At 56.9% G+C, this 15,256-nt stretch carries 17 protein-coding genes and 2 pseudogenes; 14 read left to right on the top strand and 5 right to left on the bottom strand.

The window, feature by feature from the left end:
- Positions 1-82 precede the first annotated feature (82 nt).
- Entirely contained in the window at positions 83-991 is a 909-nt protein-coding gene (locus tag DIE06_RS27390) for an AraC family transcriptional regulator (RefSeq protein ID WP_124664061.1), read from the top strand.
- Between the two features lie 21 nt (positions 992-1,012).
- Here DIE06_RS27390 and DIE06_RS27395 read toward each other — a convergent pair whose 3' ends face one another.
- Together DIE06_RS27395 and DIE06_RS27400 are read right to left on the bottom strand one after the other, a co-directional pair.
- Positions 1,013-1,885: an alpha/beta fold hydrolase gene (locus tag DIE06_RS27395; protein ID WP_409364519.1), complete on the bottom strand. Its 873-nt coding sequence runs from the start codon at positions 1,883-1,885 to the stop codon at positions 1,013-1,015.
- 62 nt (positions 1,886-1,947) lie between these two features.
- Positions 1,948-2,961: an MBL fold metallo-hydrolase gene (locus DIE06_RS27400; RefSeq protein ID WP_124664063.1), complete on the bottom strand. Its 1,014-nt coding sequence runs from the start codon at positions 2,959-2,961 to the stop codon at positions 1,948-1,950.
- Between the two features lie 450 nt (positions 2,962-3,411).
- On the opposite strand from DIE06_RS27400, the gene DIE06_RS27405 reads away from it, so the two are divergent.
- The 5 genes and pseudogenes from DIE06_RS27405 (at position 3,412) to DIE06_RS27425 (ending at position 8,020) form a co-directional block, all read left to right on the top strand.
- Entirely contained in the window at positions 3,412-4,383 is a 972-nt protein-coding gene (locus DIE06_RS27405) for a LysR family transcriptional regulator (protein ID WP_124664064.1), read from the top strand.
- Positions 4,384-4,786: 403 nt separating this feature from the next.
- Positions 4,787-5,202 (top strand): annotated as a pseudogene (locus tag DIE06_RS27410) (transposase); the annotation flags it as partial.
- A gap of 201 nt (positions 5,203-5,403) precedes the next feature.
- Complete coding sequence (locus tag DIE06_RS39140) at positions 5,404-6,147, top strand: hypothetical protein (RefSeq protein WP_260433784.1); 744 nt, start codon at positions 5,404-5,406, stop codon at positions 6,145-6,147.
- Positions 6,062-7,342 (top strand): hypothetical protein, encoded by a 1,281-nt coding sequence (locus DIE06_RS27420; RefSeq protein ID WP_124664065.1) that lies wholly within the window; start codon positions 6,062-6,064, stop codon positions 7,340-7,342. Before DIE06_RS39140 ends, DIE06_RS27420 begins: the two co-directional genes overlap by 86 nt.
- Before the next feature lie 57 nt (positions 7,343-7,399).
- Positions 7,400-8,020, top strand: a complete 621-nt coding sequence (locus DIE06_RS27425) for an ATP-binding protein (RefSeq protein ID WP_124664066.1) — start codon at positions 7,400-7,402, stop codon at positions 8,018-8,020.
- A 130-nt stretch (positions 8,021-8,150) separates the two neighbouring features.
- Here the strand turns inward: DIE06_RS27425 and DIE06_RS27430 are convergent, their stop codons facing one another.
- Positions 8,151-8,513 (bottom strand): hypothetical protein, encoded by a 363-nt coding sequence (locus DIE06_RS27430; RefSeq protein ID WP_124664067.1) that lies wholly within the window; start codon positions 8,511-8,513, stop codon positions 8,151-8,153.
- Positions 8,514-8,648: 135 nt separating this feature from the next.
- Positions 8,649-9,026, bottom strand: a complete 378-nt coding sequence (locus DIE06_RS27435) for a hypothetical protein (protein ID WP_124664068.1) — start codon at positions 9,024-9,026, stop codon at positions 8,649-8,651.
- 650 nt (positions 9,027-9,676) lie between these two features.
- Here DIE06_RS27435 and DIE06_RS27440 point away from each other — a divergent pair.
- From DIE06_RS27440 to DIE06_RS27460, 5 genes are all read left to right on the top strand, one after another.
- A complete protein-coding gene (locus DIE06_RS27440) occupies positions 9,677-10,768 on the top strand; it encodes a helix-turn-helix transcriptional regulator (protein ID WP_124664069.1) in 1,092 nt (363 codons plus the stop codon).
- Between the two features lie 334 nt (positions 10,769-11,102).
- Positions 11,103-11,330: a hypothetical protein gene (locus DIE06_RS27445; protein WP_124664070.1), complete on the top strand. Its 228-nt coding sequence runs from the start codon at positions 11,103-11,105 to the stop codon at positions 11,328-11,330.
- Between the two features lie 324 nt (positions 11,331-11,654).
- A complete protein-coding gene (locus DIE06_RS27450) occupies positions 11,655-12,341 on the top strand; it encodes a hypothetical protein (protein ID WP_124664071.1) in 687 nt (228 codons plus the stop codon).
- 326 nt (positions 12,342-12,667) lie between these two features.
- Positions 12,668-12,910 carry a hypothetical protein gene (locus DIE06_RS27455; protein WP_124664072.1) on the top strand — a complete coding sequence of 81 codons (243 nt, stop codon included), beginning with the start codon at positions 12,668-12,670 and terminating at the stop codon, positions 12,908-12,910.
- 179 nt (positions 12,911-13,089) lie between these two features.
- Positions 13,090-13,617, top strand: coding sequence for a sensor histidine kinase KdpD (locus DIE06_RS27460; protein ID WP_185733491.1), 528 nt, complete (start codon positions 13,090-13,092; stop codon positions 13,615-13,617).
- A 470-nt stretch (positions 13,618-14,087) separates the two neighbouring features.
- Here the strand turns inward: DIE06_RS27460 and DIE06_RS27465 are convergent.
- Positions 14,088-14,318 (bottom strand): annotated as a pseudogene (locus DIE06_RS27465) (HU family DNA-binding protein); the annotation flags it as partial.
- Positions 14,319-14,344: 26 nt separating this feature from the next.
- On the opposite strand from DIE06_RS27465, the gene DIE06_RS27470 reads away from it, so the two are divergent.
- Genes DIE06_RS27470 through DIE06_RS27480 form a run of 3 tightly spaced genes read left to right on the top strand, consistent with a single transcriptional unit; the run spans position 14,345 to position 15,218 of the window.
- Positions 14,345-14,524 carry an H-NS histone family protein gene (locus DIE06_RS27470; RefSeq protein WP_260433785.1) on the top strand — a complete coding sequence of 60 codons (180 nt, stop codon included), beginning with the start codon at positions 14,345-14,347 and terminating at the stop codon, positions 14,522-14,524.
- Positions 14,525-14,580: 56 nt separating this feature from the next.
- Positions 14,581-14,994, top strand: a complete 414-nt coding sequence (locus tag DIE06_RS27475; protein ID WP_260433786.1) for a DUF2471 domain-containing protein — start codon at positions 14,581-14,583, stop codon at positions 14,992-14,994.
- A complete protein-coding gene (locus DIE06_RS27480) occupies positions 14,991-15,218 on the top strand; it encodes a hypothetical protein (RefSeq protein WP_124664074.1) in 228 nt (75 codons plus the stop codon). The genes DIE06_RS27475 and DIE06_RS27480 overlap by 4 nt, the downstream gene beginning before the upstream one ends.
- Positions 15,219-15,256 lie beyond the last annotated feature (38 nt).

The raw sequence follows: 15,256 nt of genomic DNA on the forward strand, positions 1-15,256 counted from the left end.
GATTCGAGGTTTTTTTGTGCATCGCAACAGTGTAAACTTGCTTCCTCGCCAACCTTCCGTATGTTGATCCGAGGTACGCAGCATGCTGCTTACTGCCCAGCCCGCCGCCGGCGCGATGAAGAAGGATGCGCTTGGGTGCACTTCAAGCCAGTTGCGCACGAATCTGGAAATGCGCGGCACCGACTTGACGTTCTACCGCAAATGCATGGACAACGATACCGTCCATCGTGTTGCGATGCCTGCGTCAGATCGCGGGTACCTGATTGGCGTGTCGATGAACAGAGGTCATCGGCGCGACATTTTTCAGGGTCAACGCAAGATTGCACGACATTTCAGCGACGACTCGATCTATATCCGCGACATGTCGGACGATTATCGCGCCGATCTTCACGGCAATTTCGATTTCGTGCTCATCGAACTGCCGGGATTGTTTTTCGACCGCCTCGATGACGAACGCGACGCGGGCCGATTTGCCGGACTGACATGTTCAATCGATCAGCGTGACCCGGTACTGGGCCACCTTGCCCGCGCGGTTGCCGGGTGTTTCGATACCGCCGGTGCGCTGAACTCGCTCTTCGTGGAACAGATGGGGCTCGCCATCGGCATCCATCTTTCGAAACAATACGGAACGCCTTTGCTTCCCGCGAGCCGCATTGGCGGTATGCTGTCGCGCGCGCAGGAAGCGCTGGCAAAGGAACTGCTAATCGCGAACCTGAATGAAGGCGCGGCAATCGCGGACGTGGCACGCGAATGCAATCTGTCACGAGGCTATTTCATTCGAGCATTCGCCAAAACCACCGGTCGCACTCCGCATCAGTGGGTACTGGATCAGCGCATTCAGCAGGCCCGCAAGCTCGTCGAGTCATCGGATATGACATTATCCGAAATTGCCAGCTGTTGCGGATTCGCCGATCAAAGCCATTTGAGCCGCGCTTTCAGCCGAGTAGTCGGCAAACCGCCCGGCGCCTGGCGACGTCGGAGCGGCCGCTAATGCGATACAACATCTGGGCAATCAGCGCCCGGTCCAGCCGCTCAGAAAATCGAGCAGCAACGCATTGACGCGCTCGGGCTGCTCCTCCTGCGGCAGATGACCGCAACGGGCGATCGGCTCGGCGCGCAGATTGGTCGCCATCCCCTCCCACACCGCCTTCATATCGAACATCCCGCCGACCGCGTAAAAGTCCTCGCCCCAAATTGCCATCGTCGGGCAGGCGATCCGGGTATCGGCGTCCGCCTGATCCTGCTCGACGTCCTGCGCGTTCGCACGGTAGTCCGACATTGCGCCGCGCACGGCGCCTGGTCGCTTGTACGCTTTCACGTACGCATCGAAATCTGCCCCCTCGATCGTGTGCGGGTTGTAACACCAATCGGAGAAGAAATGGCGCAACCAGGCTTCCTCGTTGCCGGCGATCAGGGTCTCGGGCAAGTCCACCACCAGATGGAACAGGAAGAACCAGTACGCACGTGCCGTTTTCGGACTCATGTTTTCCGCGACGATACGCGTCGGCACGTTATCCATGACCACCAGACGATCGACACGTTCCGGATGATCCTTCGCAAGCCGTGTAGCAACTCGCGCGCCGCGATCGTGCCCGACCAGCACGACTTTCTCGATCCCCAGCGTGTCCAGCAGGCGGATGATGTCGAGTGCCATGTTGCGCTTGTCGTATCCGGACGCCGGCTTGTCGGTTTCGCCGTAGCCGCGCAAATCCGGCGCAATCACGCGATACGTACGGGCGAGCACCGGAATCTGGTGGCGCCATGCGTAGCTGGTCTCCGGGAAGCCGTGAAGCAACACGACAACCGGCCCGCTGCCGGCGTCGAGGTAATGTTGCCGGATGCCGTTTGCGACCAGCGTATGGTGAGTTACTGCAATGTTTTCCAACGTTTCCACGATCGATCCTTAGAAAAGTAGACGCCTGGAGAATTGTTGCCGCCTGCCCGGCATCAAGGGCGAGGCGCTACACCGGCTCTGGGCACGGGCGACCAGTCGTAGTTGACCGGCACCCAGTCGAAGGTGTCACCATCCTTCCGCACGTGCCCGAGTCCCGGAAACGAAACATGGGCCGCACCAACGAGGTAACGTCGGTCCGCGACTTCACGCAGAATCTCTTCTCGAGATTCACGCGCTTCCGAAGGATCGCTGTCGTACTTGACGGTAGCTTGCAGTTGCCGAAGCTGGATCGCAGCGACATGCACGACATCTCCCCAGACCAGCAGGCGTGCGGAGCCGCTTTCGACCAGATAGGCCATCTGGCCGGGTGTGTGGCCCGGAAGTGAAATCGCACGAATGCCCGGCTCGAGTACGCCGTCGTGATCGTATGTCTTGAACCGCCCAACAGCACGGTATGGTTCGATTGCTGCGGTTGCTGCATCAAAGAACGGCGCGAGAAGCGGCGACGCTTGAGTCTTGTTGGCCGGATCGAGCCAGTAGTCGGCCTCTTTGCGGCTCACCCTGACGACCGCATTCGGAAATACGGCTACACCTTTCGAAGCGATACCGCCGATGTGGTCTTCGTGCATGTGGGTAAGCAAAACCTCGTCGACCTGTTCCGGTCGATAGCCGGCCGCACGAAGATTGTCGACCAACCGTCCGCAGCAATCACCATACAGTGAGCCCGCGCCAGCATCGATCAGAATCAGTTTCTCTCCGGTATTCACCAGAAACGCATTGATCGATCCTTGCACTGGCGGCGCAAGAAATGCGCGCTGCAGATCGTTCTCGATATCTGCGTTCGACACACCTTCGACCACCTTGTCGATCGGGAACGGATGGGTTCCGTCCGACAGCGCTGTAACTTCGAACTTCCCCACCATCGTTCTGTAGAACCCCGGTGCCTGTTTGCCGGCGAGCGGTGCAGCAGCAAAGGCAGCAGCGACCCACGCCATCGCGATCCCAGCCAGACACCGCGTCAGGCACTTTCGCGCGTGCATCCAGCCTCTTCCTCGAAAGCTTTCCATTCAAGTCCTCCGGTGTTTGGTCATATGCATCCAGCATAACGACCGCCGCACACTGCGTCCCTAAACTTCCTGAATCGTTCTTATTGGTTTTCTTAAGGCGCACACGTGGAACCCAGCACCGCAACGGCAAGGTGCCCGGCAATTTCCGTCGCTTCCAGAAATGAGATGTATCGGTCGCCCTGATCACCGAGGAGCGTCCTCGCTGACGCGAGTCTCGATCGACATGTGTACATGGAGTCACCTGCCTATACGCAGGGAGTATCGACTGTGCCCGAATGTCTATGCCGACATCCAAATGTAGGGATGGTTTGATTGCCAACACGAAACTATCTTTCTTCTGAAGCACGGCAGTTGAGCGACAAGACCGCGTGAGCGAAGGCCCGCGCCAGCGGTGCATCACCTGCGACGAACCGTACCCCCTTGACCAATTGACCAGGACTGAACGCATCCATGGACAAAATCACTAACATGCGCATCTTCGCGCGAGTCGCGGAAGTCAAGAGTTTCACCGCGGTCGCTGAGCATATGCAATGCACCGCCGGCAGCGTTTCGCGCGCTATATCGACACTCGAATTCCAGTTGCGAGCCCGGTTGCTGAACCGCACCACGCGTTCAATTTCACTGACCGAACCGGGTGAGCACTACTATCGGAAATGCAAGAAAATTCTCGCCGATCTTGAGGAAGCGGAGACTGAGGTCGGCACGGCGCACCTGTCCGCGCGAGGTCGATTAAAAGTACATTGCATGGCTGAAGTCGGACGCGTGCCTTTGACCCGCGCAATCGTAGACTATCGACGAAATTTTCCCGCCGTTTCCGTCGATCTCCGATTCACGCCGAAGACAGCAAATCTGGTTGAAGAGCATGTCGATGTCTCAATCGTCTCGGCGACGTCGCTGCCGAACTCAGAAAACGTCGCAAAGCGGGTCGGGGAATGCCGTCGTGTCCTGGTAGCAGCACCATCGTTCGTTCGCGAGCATGCGATCGAGACAATCGACGATTTATCGCAGCATGCACTGACGCCGATCCCGCTAACAGCGCGATCCGTCCGACCGGCGATCCAGACCAATGAGCCCAGAGTCAGCCGAGAATCCGATGCGCCGCTCGTCGTCGACGACCCGGAAGCTGTTAGGTTCGCGCTGCTTGCAGGTTTCGGCGTCGGCGTACTGCCACTTCATTGCGTCGTGGATGACATACACGAGGGTCGCCTTGTGCCGCTATTTCCCGACCAGACCATCGAATGTACGAGCATTTTCATAGTCTATCCGTGTCGTCAGTTTCTCGATGCCAAGATCGCCACGTTTGTCGATTTTCTGACGGTGCGGTTGCGAGGAATACTCACGGCGGCCGCAACAGCACCGCAAGCAACGCGCACCGCTTTCCCGCGCGCGGAACCGGCAGGTTCACAGCTGACGACCGGATAAAGCGGCTCCCTTGCGTCGAGCATTTCACCTATCCGATACCAGGGTGAGCAGACTCGCCCAGCCCCCATCACAAATTGCCTGTCCATGAACGATCAGTCGCGTAATCGACCACACCCTGGACCTCTCCGGCGAAGCACATCAACGTGTCACCGGAACGCGTGGCGCTGGTATGCCGAGTTGCTAAGTCAGCGTCGCGCCGCATGCGAACACGACGGCGAACATTGGCAAATTTCGATTGACGGCCATCGTCTAGCGGGCGATCGTTCGTTCGATACAGCCCTACTAAACGCATATGCGATCACAAAGGCGCTGGAGGCGCTGGGGTGCACGCAGACCGCATTGCCGTAACCGGGGCTGGCAGTAATTTCGTGTTCAAGGCATATGATGCTCCGAAGGAGGATGTATGCCTCGCAAACCGAAAGCCAGGCCGGTAGACATTCCGGCCATATCCGCCGAGTTGCTTGAGCAATTCGGCAACGGTCCGATGACAGCCGACGCGATCAATGCCGCGACGCCGGCCTTCAAGAATGCGCTGATCGAGCGGGCGCTGGGCGGCGAGATGAGCCACCCTCTCAGCTACCCGCCAGGCGCTGCCAAGCTGAGCGCCGTGACCCGCGCAATGGCACAGGTGCCACGACAGTCCTGATCGAGGACGACCCGATCCGTATCGAAGTGCCTCGCGACCGCGACGGCAGCTTCGAACCGCTGCTGATTCCCAAACACGAACGACGCTTCACGAACTTCAACGACAAGATCGTTGCCATGTATGCCCCGGGGTATGGCCGACGATCAACACAATTTTTGTGTGAGCGACGTGCGCTCGCGCAACTAAAGTTCAACGGTTATTGCTGCGACGCAGTAATTCCGGCAAACCCTTTTCCATCAAGGGCAGGACACGATTTTCCACGTCAACTAAAGTTGTGTCTATCGTGCCCCTCTGCGTCAACTAAAGTTGTAACCCGATCGGCGATTTCATCTAATCTTGTGTCGTAATGGTCGACGCGATGGCGGAGGCTCAGGATGACACGGCGCTCACGGTTGCGGGCGAGTGGTGAAGCACAGGATGGCGACGCCGAGTTGCAGGGCGAGGTCGACCTGAACCGCTGGCCGGCCATCGACCCGCTGGCGCTACCTACCGAGCGCCGTGCGCTGTATCTCAGGCGTGAGCGCGCGATTCGCCTGTATCTCGAAGGCGCGACCAGCGCCCAGATCAAAGCGGCTTGCGGCATGGGGCGCGGCCAGGCTTATCGGCTGCTGACCGAACGTTGCCTCAGACCGCATCCTGACGGACGTATCCAGGGGTGGCGTGGCCTGTTGCCGCATGTCCGCGTGAAAGCCTACGAACGGACGGCGCCGCTGGCACTCAATGCGTGGAGCGGCGGAGCCGTCGGCGCCCTGCAATGGGTGTTCGAGTCGCCAGCAGGGCGGGGATTCGAAGACAAGTTGCGCGAGCGTATCCTTGGCAAACGCGCCGACCTTGAGGCGTCGCGCCGGCCGCGCATGGTCGTGTTTCGCTGGTTTCTTGCCGAATTGCGCGAACGTGGCTTCGAGCGCCGCGGCGAATGGCCGTTCACCGTCGAAAAACGCGGCTACGTCACGCTGGCCCGCTACATTGATCGTGTCCTCGCCGAGCATCCAGCGCGTGCTCGCGCGTTGGTCGGCGGGCAAGAGGCTGTGCGTGCGCAAGGCCCGCGCCGGAGACGGCACGCATCGGCCACCCCTGGCGCCGTTCGAGCGCGTCGAATGCGATGCGCACAAGCTTGACGCCCGCATGGTTGTGCTGGTGCCGTCGCCACACGGCGGTACTGAGCCGCGCACGATTCATCGCCTGTGGGTTGTGGTGCTGGTCGAGGTCACGTCGCGTGCGGTGCTGGGCTATCACCTCAGCCTCCGGCGCGAGTGCGCGGCCGAAGACGTGTTGCGCGCGGTGCGCTGCGCCCTGATGCCATGGATGCCGCGCGATTTGCAGTTCAGCGACGCCGCCTACGTGCCAGGGGCCGGGTTGCCGTCATATCGCTTTCCGCAGCTCGCGGGTGCCTGCTGGAACGAATTCAGCGTCGACGGCGCACTGGCCAATATCTGCGGCCGCGTCGAAAGCGTCCTACGCGACGTGGTCGACGCCAGGATCGTCAAGCCGCAGGATGCGGCGAGCTATAGCTGTCGTCGCAGCAAGGACGACCGGCCGTTCGTCGAGTCGTTTTTCGGGCACTTGGCCGCCGGCGGCTTTCATCAGCTAGCGACGACGACCGGCAGCTCGCCGGCCGACAGGCGCGGCACTGATCCCAACGCCGTGGCCATGGCGACGCATTTTCAGGTCGAGTACGCGCACGAATTGCTCGACACGCTGATCGCCAATTACAACGCGACGCCGCATTCGGGACTGGGCTACCGCAGCCCGCTCGAGCAGCTGGAGCACATGATGGCCGACCGCACATGGACGCCCCGCCTGGCTGAGCCTGCCGCGGTGCGCCGCCTGGTCGGCACGCGCAAGCTGTGTACGTTGCTGGGCGGAATCAAGACGGGACGCCGCCCACATTTCCATTTCTCCAATGCGCGCTACTCGGCCGAATGGCTGTGCGTGCGCACGGATCTGCTCGGTCAGGCCTTCTGGCTGCAGCTCGACAATGAAGACGATGCGCGCTACGTCACGGTCTCGACGCAGCGCGGCCTGTTCCTCGGTATGGTCCGGGCCGCCCCTCCGTGGCACCTGACGCCCCACTCACTGTACGTGCGCGGCGATCCGCGCACTCGAAAAGCGCCGGCTCCTGCATCTGGCGACCCACGGCGACGCGGTCGAAGCCCTGATCCGCTACGCCGAGGCCTCGCCCGACGGCAAATTGCCGGTTCACCCGGCCTATCTCGAGGCGCGACGCATCCTGCAGCAGCAGGCAGAGCGACTATCTGGACAGTCGATGGTGAGCCTTGCCAAGCGCCCCGGCACGCCGGCGGCGAACATTGAAGCGCCGACGGCGGCACGCAGCGACACGCCCCTGCCACCGATGCGCCGAGCCCAGCAATGGTGACGTCGCCTGCGCCCCCCGACCCGCTCGTCGCGGCGCACATCCCCCGCGGTCATCCGGTCGTGACGCGTGACTACTCGTTGTTCACGATCGCGATTCACGACATGGTCGAACGCATCGGCAGTTGGCTGGACGATCAAGTCGATGGCGCGACGATCTTCGGGCCCTCGCGCTTCGGTAAGTCGAGCGCAGTCGACCACTGGCTGCAGCGCTTGCTGTCCGAGCGCCATGGTGGGTTTGTGCCGTTGGTGATCTGGAGCCACACGGATTCCGGCAGCAGCCAGGCCGTCGGCAGCTTTTACGCCCACCTGCTCGATGCGAGCGGTCACCGGCTTGCTCAGGCGCGGCGCAGCCCGCTGGAACGGCAAACCATGCTTGTCGAGCGCTGGATCGAGCTCGCCGCGCAGGGCGGCGGACGCTTCTTGGTGCTGGTGATCGACGAAGCGCAGGGCATGAGCCAGCGCGAGTGGTTGTGGCTGGTCGAATTGCACAGCTTGCTTGAGAAGCAGCGCATTCGATTGTGCGTGTTCTCGATCGCATCACTCCTCGTGATAACTTTGTGGGTAATTGCAAGGCTGGGGCAACGCTTACGTCTGCGCGTGTTCCTGAACCGATGATTGATTGCCATCTCCTGCAACGTGACCTCTTCAGCATTCACAAGCACGACACAGCACTTCATCAGCACCTCGGCACTAGGGAAAAATCCAGACTACCCAAATCCAAGTAGTTTTACCAGGAACACTTATATTACATTTCTGGACAGGAAACACTTAAAATTTCTAGGCTCCTTACCTTGGGGTTAAATCGGGCATCTCCGACGAAAACTTCATCGTCGAACATTTTTTCGCCGTTGCCAAGATTCACGGCGCCGAGATAGAATTTACCGGTTGGCCTCGGGCTGCCATTCAATATCTCGCTATACAATACATTGTATTTGATCGTCGCAGTGCAAAAAGCAAAGCGACAGTTGCTCATTTGAACGGAGAAGCGAAACCGATACTTGGCTCCTTCTAAATGCTGAGATGAAACCAGATCTGCGTCGCAAGTAGCTGATGAGCAATAGGAGCTGAAAGCTGACAAGGTGGCCATCAAAAATATTCTTTTCAGCATGATTGTCTCTAGCTCTTAATTTTATACTTCTTGCCGCCATCCTTTGCAGAAGGCCAGCCTGCCTTTTGGTGGCATTGAAAAATCTCAACTCGTGGTGTCAGCGTGTCCATGGTACCACTGGTCGGATATCGATAGTCATATAAAATCTCGGTGCAGGAAACTGCTACGGTTGCGCGGTCGATTCCATTCTGTGTGATTGGGCAATACAGCGAAAGCTCCTTGCTCTGATCTGGGGGGGAAATCAAGATATGAAATATAGGCTTGATCGTTGGCGTTCTGTTGTTTGGCTTTAGATAATTCCTGCTCCAGATTCTTGAGATGATTTTCAAGTTCTACCTTGGTAAATATTTTATTTGTTAAGGCTCCAATCGAAAAATTTGCCTCATTTGATCCACTATGCACGTGAACTTCTGTCGGACAGGTGGTCTTGGCTTGCACGGGGACGATATCGCCGACCAGACAGGTTGCCAGGAGAAGCATGATCTGGCGCTGACGACGCTTGGATGGCTTCATAGTTGTATTTCCTTCGTAAGTTGCTGTTCTACACCTTGAATCTATCCAAAGTGCGAATCAAAATCACCCCCAATCTTGGGGATGCCAAGAGAAAAAGTCGGGCGGGGTTACAAATGCAAAACGAGTTGACTGAGTTGGCTGGAGCGAGTGACTCCGGTCTTGGTATGAATGGATTTGATCGGGGAGCGGATGGTGGAGAGGGCAACGTCTCGAATATCCGCACACTCTTGCGGCGAGCTTCCCTTGCTACACAACAGGACGGCAAGTTCTGCTTCGGCTTCTGTCGGCCCATAGAACACCCGCAAATGCTGTGCTTTTGAGCTTCCCTCGGTTTTTCGCATTCCAGAGGTCCCGAGTTATGCCGCCGTATCCTTTGTCCGCTGAGCCGCGAGAGCTAATCTCAGATCTGGTGTACGGCGGCCATGGCTTCCCAAGAAAGCTTTCCTTCGGTATCTTGTGCAAAGTTGCCGATGCGATCAATGATCCGTACCAGCGGAACACATCCGTCGCTGCGCTCCATGGAAGGCACATGAGTTTGTCAAGGTGACCTTGTTGACATGGTATGAATGCCATCAGTTATCGCAAGGGTTTCGATCAGTCGAATACCGACCAAAAGCAAAAAACTTGATGTATTGCGGGGAGTGTCAACAATGTCACAAGACAAGCTCGTTTCATCGACCCTTATCGATAGCATCTATGCTGCGGCCCTTGGTGAGGAAAACTGGGATGTATTCTTGAATAAACTCAGGAACGCCACTGGAACCCGGCTCGTCACTTTACTATCATTTAATAACGCCTCGCAGATTCCCTCTCTTAATACGGCGGCAGGAGATGGCAGCGCTTGGGTTTCAGATTGCGTGAAAGTTTACGACACCACGTTTTATCAGCATGACCCGGCTGCATCTGTCATCGGAAATTGGCCGGCAGGCCGGTGGTATGAAGACATCGCATGCCTATCCGAGCAATTTAGGTCAAAACATGTTTTCTATCAAGAATTCATGCGGGCTTTCGATTTTGGAAGTCTTTCAGGACTATTTATACATCGAGAAGGTAATGATAGCGCCTTCTTGAGTCTAATCGGAGATAAGGGAACACAAGGTCTTTTAGAAAGTCACCGTCATGCCATCGATGTATTGAGTCCGCACATCAGCCGTGCCCTTCAGACACAGGTGCGTCTTCGTCAACTGGAGACCAGGGCAGCTATCGCTGAAGCCTCGCTTCATTCTCTCTCGTTTCCCGTCTTCATCTTGGACGAAGCACGGACGTTGATCTATGCCAATGACGCGGCAAACCAATTGATAGCCAACGAACCCGCACTTGCATTTCGACAGGGGCAATTTTTCCCAACCGCTCAATACGCCCATGCTGATTGGCGTCAAGCTTGCGCGGTTGGTGGGATGCTTTTGCGGCGCTCCTCTGGCAAGCCTCTCCCATTGACCCTGATTCCCATTCCTGAGCGCTCCAGGCTGACACAACTTTCTCCTCGCCGTCTGGTGTTGATGACGGCAACGGACAGCCAGACCCCAGAGACAAAAGTCCAACGGTTGCGAACATTCTTCGGGCTCAGCGCTGCTGAAGCGGATCTTGCCATCCTCCTGTCATGTGAAGGCCTCTCACCCCAAGAATGTGCTGATGCACGCGGTGTTTTGATCACAACAGTCCGCTCCCAGATCAAGTCCATCTACACCAAGATTGGTGTATCCCGGACTGCCCAACTCAGCCAACTTGTTCTTCAGTTGTAGTTCTCCGATCCTTCCTCACCCTCATCCCCAACCTTGGGGATGCCCCACCTTCCCAAACCTGCTTAACTTGCTGGACGGAGATTCCGTTCGGTCAAGTTGGTCATATCAACAAGGAGAAGGTGATGAAGATGAGAAAAACTGTCATTGCATTGCTGCCACTTGCCATTACCGCGTCGGTCAGCTTTGCCCAAGGGATCGATTCTCCCTACGCAAGCCCGTTTGCCCCCGCTCCCGCCATCACTGACGACATGTGCCAAGGCCAAGGTGAAGCGAGGAGTTCTGGCTCGGCGAGGGTCGAGGCTTGGCGACAAAGAAGCGCAAGGAATCTGTCACGATGGCAATGCTAAGTGCGACCCGACTGCTCTTTATCACCTTGCTCTGTGCCTCGGTAGATAGTCGAGCTGGCACATTGACCTCTGAAATAAAAATCACGCCATGGAGAGTTCAAACCGTGCACGAGACCTGCAAGGAAGATTACAAACTCTTTTGGCCGCCCCACTTTTTGAAGGGCGACGAGGTGATTGAGATCCTTGATATGGACATCGTGGACTGGAACGCTTGAGGACAGGACGTTCCGCCTAGATCTCCAGAAGTTTTCAAATGAATTTATTCAGAAAAATTTGATCTAATATTGCTTTGCGATCAAGGTCAATGACGTGGGTATATTTGCTGGACCCGTGCTTCGTGACATCACCCAGCGCTAGAATTCATGTCCAGCGCTCTTTGTGAAACGATCTGACGGTGACTATCTGTTCTCCTTTATTGGAGAGCCAGAGAGCGACAAGAACAGCAAGCAGTGTCCGGACTTCTTTGCCATGTTCATGTTTGATCGCTTTAGACGAGAAGCACCGTAAATTTTTTCAAGTAAATTGAAATCGGGGACTCCATGGAAATCAGAACAAGGCGCACAATACAAGCCTCTTTATTACTTCTTGCCTTCTCGGGTTGCACAACAGCAAAAATAGTTGGCGATGCAGGAAAACAATTCGAAAACGGCAATATCTTCATGGGCCTATATGAAGGCACCATTGGTGTCACGGTTGGCTTGATAACTGATGTTGTGACGCTGGGAGGCACGGCTACACCCGAACAAGGCACGCAGACTATCTTGTCTGCTGCTGGAAAAAGCACCCCAGTAATGTCCAACTCCTACCTTGATAATACTTCTAGCGCCTCTGTGACTGGAGCATCACAAAGCACGGCAAATAGCCCAACGGAATCAAGAAACGTCAAAACGACCCTAGCAGTTAAAGGATGTGTGGGTCAAGCTATTGTTGATGGTGGCATGTATGCTGGATCACAAGTAGCGATTACCAATAAATGCTCATTCCCAATCAGGGTTAGTTGGTGTGTCGTCGGCGCACGTGGAAGTACGTTGGGAGAGACGAATTTTTCCGGGGAATGCAGTCACCACTATACTGGAATGTATGAGTTGCAGCCCGGTGAGAAGTCGTCACTACAGATCGCGGGTTTTCGTACGTTGCAATCTATTGCTTGCAAATCACCTTATGAAGTTCTTCAACCAGTTTGGAATGGTGATAATTTCAATGGCCCGTGTGTTTTCAATCCTTGAGGATTGAATGATCCCACGAATTCAAGGATTCTGAAAATCAATTAAAAACCCGTACTTATTTTACTTGCCTCCATGACCTTTATGATCGACAAGGGATGTCACCAGAACTCAATTCACCGCCCTGATCCATCGACGCAATCACCCCTATACTCATCTTTATTTGATTAACCAATTTTCCGCCAAATCATTTCAGCGGCCATTATCACACCATAAAACCAAAAGAAAATCCGCAGAATTACCAATTTCTTAAAGCAATGTGTCAACGCCGACTGAAAACTGACCCGGTGGGTCAGTTTTACATCGGCGCTAACAGCAATGGAACCCACATGGATAGCGCATATCTGAAAATAATCGGGGAAAATGATCTCTTATTTGATGATCCCATCGCGTTTACAAGGCTGCCAACTACAGGCGAGTGGGTCTTCTTGCCGCCAACGCTCTATGAGATAAAAGGTGTAACTCACTACTGGACAGACGCGGGGCCAGTGGCCCAACTTCTTATAACAGAAGCAGACAATCAGGCAGAAATTTTTGTTAACAGCACCGCTCCAACGCAGCAAGGATCATGAATTACGATTATTCCTCACTGTGCCTGCTTCGTTTTGTCTGCGTGACCGGCATTTTGCAACGCTCCAAAATATTATAAAATGCAATGTCGGTTGTGCCAGCAGGATCGCCCCTTGGCGCCATTACCAATAGCGCCTACGTGCTCCGTCATGCGCCCGGCGCGCCCGAGTCGTCGCAGAAAATGGTTGCCGTGGTGGAGCGGGCAGCCATCCGAATGCAGGCGATGCTCGACGATTTGCTCGTGTTCACGCGAACCCGCCTGAGCGACGCCTTGCCACTGCGCCTCGAGCCGGTCGATCTGCACGCGCTCGTGGCCGAGGCGGCCGCCGAGCTCCGGTGCTCGTTCCCGGCCATCGAGCTGGATCTGCAGTTGATCGGCCCGCTCGCTGGCTCTTGGGATCGCCGGCGCGTGCTGCAATTGCTGATCAACCTGCTGGTCAATGCGGCCCGCTATGGCGACGGCCGGATTTTGCTCGGCGCCCATGCCGGCTCCGGTCGGCTCACGATCACCGTGTTCAATACAGGCCGGCCCATTCCGCCCGACCTATTGCCCACCTTGTTTGACCCGCTGACGCGAAGCCGCTTGCCCAGTCGAGACGGTCATGCGGCCGGGATAGGGCTGGGCCTGTACATCTGTAAGAGCATCGCGCACGCCCACGGGGCGAAATCCACGTCGAGTCGTCTCGTCGAGGCACCACCTTCACCGTGACCCTGCCAATGGCGGGGTAGGAGCGGAAAAGGGCCCAGCTGCCTGCCCACGCTCGGCCGATAGCACCGGCCGCCTAGACACAACTTTAGTTGAAACATAGCTACAACTTTAGTTGCGCGAGCGCCGCGAGCCCCGGCGCTTTCGCTCAATGTCCCGAAATGAAGGGTAACATAGCCCTTAATATGTTCCCCTTCAATTCTCGCGATTGAATGCCGCGATGCCAACGAGGTGTTACACGCTCCAGCAGATCTGTCACCGCTCCGAGTTGATTGGCCCATGCAGATCGTTGATACGTATCAGTGATCTTCAGCGTGAGAGGTCCGCCACGCACAGGAATGTGTTGGCGCTCACCGAGATAACCTGCGATAAGCATCCAACTAATAGCCGACCGAACGGCCGATTGTGCAGACGTCTGCACTTTCTTCCGTGCAATTCTCTCTACCCGTCTGGCTCGCCGACGCGGCTACTACTCAAGGTGCGTTCACTGCCTCTTTGAACGCCTTGCCGACACTGAACTTTACCGTCTGCGCGGCTGCGATCGCTATCTCTGCGCCCGTCGTCGGATTTCTACCGGTCCGAGCGGCACGTTGCCCTTGCGAAAACGAGCCAAAGCCGACGAGCTGCACGCTGTCGCCTTCGCTAACGGCGCGCGTGATCAGATCCAGTACGGCCTGGATCGCCTCGCCGGCGGCACATTTTGTTAGAAAGGCGTCTAGCCGTTAGGCGATTGGTCGCCGAATTCGACATTGCAGCGAGGGAGATCTACGGGCCGAGCCTTGGACGCAAATGGCAGGCGCCACCGGCCCGCTACCGCGATCCCGAAACAGACGCGACGTGGAACGGCCGCGGCAGCCCACCGTCATGGATCAACTGCACGGATCAAGACTCGTTTGCCATCGACCGATAGGCCGGACTTGCGAGTCGATTCGGCACTGTATATATTTACAGTGCCGTTTTCTCTCTATGCCAGCGATCTCCCGATACTGGCTCGCCTCCGCCATGTACTCAGAACAGGACCAACCGGACGTTGATCTCGTGCAATACGAGCACGCCGTGCAGCGCGCGGCACACGATCTACAGCGCATCGTCGCCACGCTCGCGCAACGCTATCTCGATGCGTTCAGCCGCGCCGCCGACCCTCGCCTACTCAGCTGGCGCGCGTTGCTCGAAATCGAGGAGCAGGCGTTTTCCGATCTGGGCTTTCAGGGACGGCACGACCCGGCGGTCATCCGCGCGTTCGCTCGGTTGAGCGAGAGCCGCCTACCGGGCGGCAATCCCGACGCCGCGGTCGACTGGTGCCGCGATGATTCGCACCTTCCCACCGTGTACGCAATCGTTCGGACGATGGTCCAGGCGAACTCGGGCAAGCGCGCATGAGCGACACGATGCTCGAGCGCTCAGCGCTGCACACCGCTCAGAAAAAAGACGAGTGGCGTGTAGCAGGGGACCATGGCTGGACCCACCCCGATGGATGGACGATCGACCGAACCATGGTGTCGGGCGTTGACATTTTTCTGGTGCGGAACACGGACGGTAAGATACACGGCCCGAACGGGAACACTGGCGCAGCAAAAATGGCGTTCCGCCGGCTTTGCATGTGACGAGGCATCCTCCCCTTCCGGTTGGACGCTCAGGCGCG

Origin of the sequence: Burkholderia sp. Bp8998 (genome assembly GCF_003854235.1) — a bacterium.
Taxonomy (GTDB): Bacteria; Pseudomonadota; Gammaproteobacteria; order Burkholderiales; family Burkholderiaceae; genus Burkholderia.

Excerpts from the sequence above, each read along its gene's own strand:
- DIE06_RS27405 (WP_124664064.1), top strand. The coding sequence starts at position 3,412 with ATGGACAAAATCACTAACATGCGCATCTTCGCGCGAGTCGCGGAAGTC.
- DIE06_RS27475 (WP_260433786.1), top strand. The coding sequence starts at position 14,581 with ATGCCAGCGATCTCCCGATACTGGCTCGCCTCCGCCATGTACTCAGAA.
- DIE06_RS27425 (WP_124664066.1), top strand. The coding sequence starts at position 7,400 with ATGGTGACGTCGCCTGCGCCCCCCGACCCGCTCGTCGCGGCGCACATC.
- DIE06_RS27480 (WP_124664074.1), top strand. The coding sequence starts at position 14,991 with ATGAGCGACACGATGCTCGAGCGCTCAGCGCTGCACACCGCTCAGAAA.
- DIE06_RS27445 (WP_124664070.1), top strand. The coding sequence starts at position 11,103 with ATGGCAATGCTAAGTGCGACCCGACTGCTCTTTATCACCTTGCTCTGT.
- DIE06_RS27440 (WP_124664069.1), top strand. The coding sequence starts at position 9,677 with ATGTCACAAGACAAGCTCGTTTCATCGACCCTTATCGATAGCATCTAT.
- DIE06_RS39140 (WP_260433784.1), top strand. The coding sequence starts at position 5,404 with ATGACACGGCGCTCACGGTTGCGGGCGAGTGGTGAAGCACAGGATGGC.
- DIE06_RS27460 (WP_185733491.1), top strand. The coding sequence starts at position 13,090 with ATGGTTGCCGTGGTGGAGCGGGCAGCCATCCGAATGCAGGCGATGCTC.
- DIE06_RS27450 (WP_124664071.1), top strand. The coding sequence starts at position 11,655 with ATGGAAATCAGAACAAGGCGCACAATACAAGCCTCTTTATTACTTCTT.
- DIE06_RS27400 (WP_124664063.1), bottom strand. The coding sequence starts at position 2,961 with ATGGAAAGCTTTCGAGGAAGAGGCTGGATGCACGCGCGAAAGTGCCTG.
- DIE06_RS27390 (WP_124664061.1), top strand. The coding sequence starts at position 83 with ATGCTGCTTACTGCCCAGCCCGCCGCCGGCGCGATGAAGAAGGATGCG.
- DIE06_RS27435 (WP_124664068.1), bottom strand. The coding sequence starts at position 9,026 with ATGAAGCCATCCAAGCGTCGTCAGCGCCAGATCATGCTTCTCCTGGCA.
- DIE06_RS27430 (WP_124664067.1), bottom strand. The coding sequence starts at position 8,513 with ATGCTGAAAAGAATATTTTTGATGGCCACCTTGTCAGCTTTCAGCTCC.
- DIE06_RS27455 (WP_124664072.1), top strand. The coding sequence starts at position 12,668 with ATGGATAGCGCATATCTGAAAATAATCGGGGAAAATGATCTCTTATTT.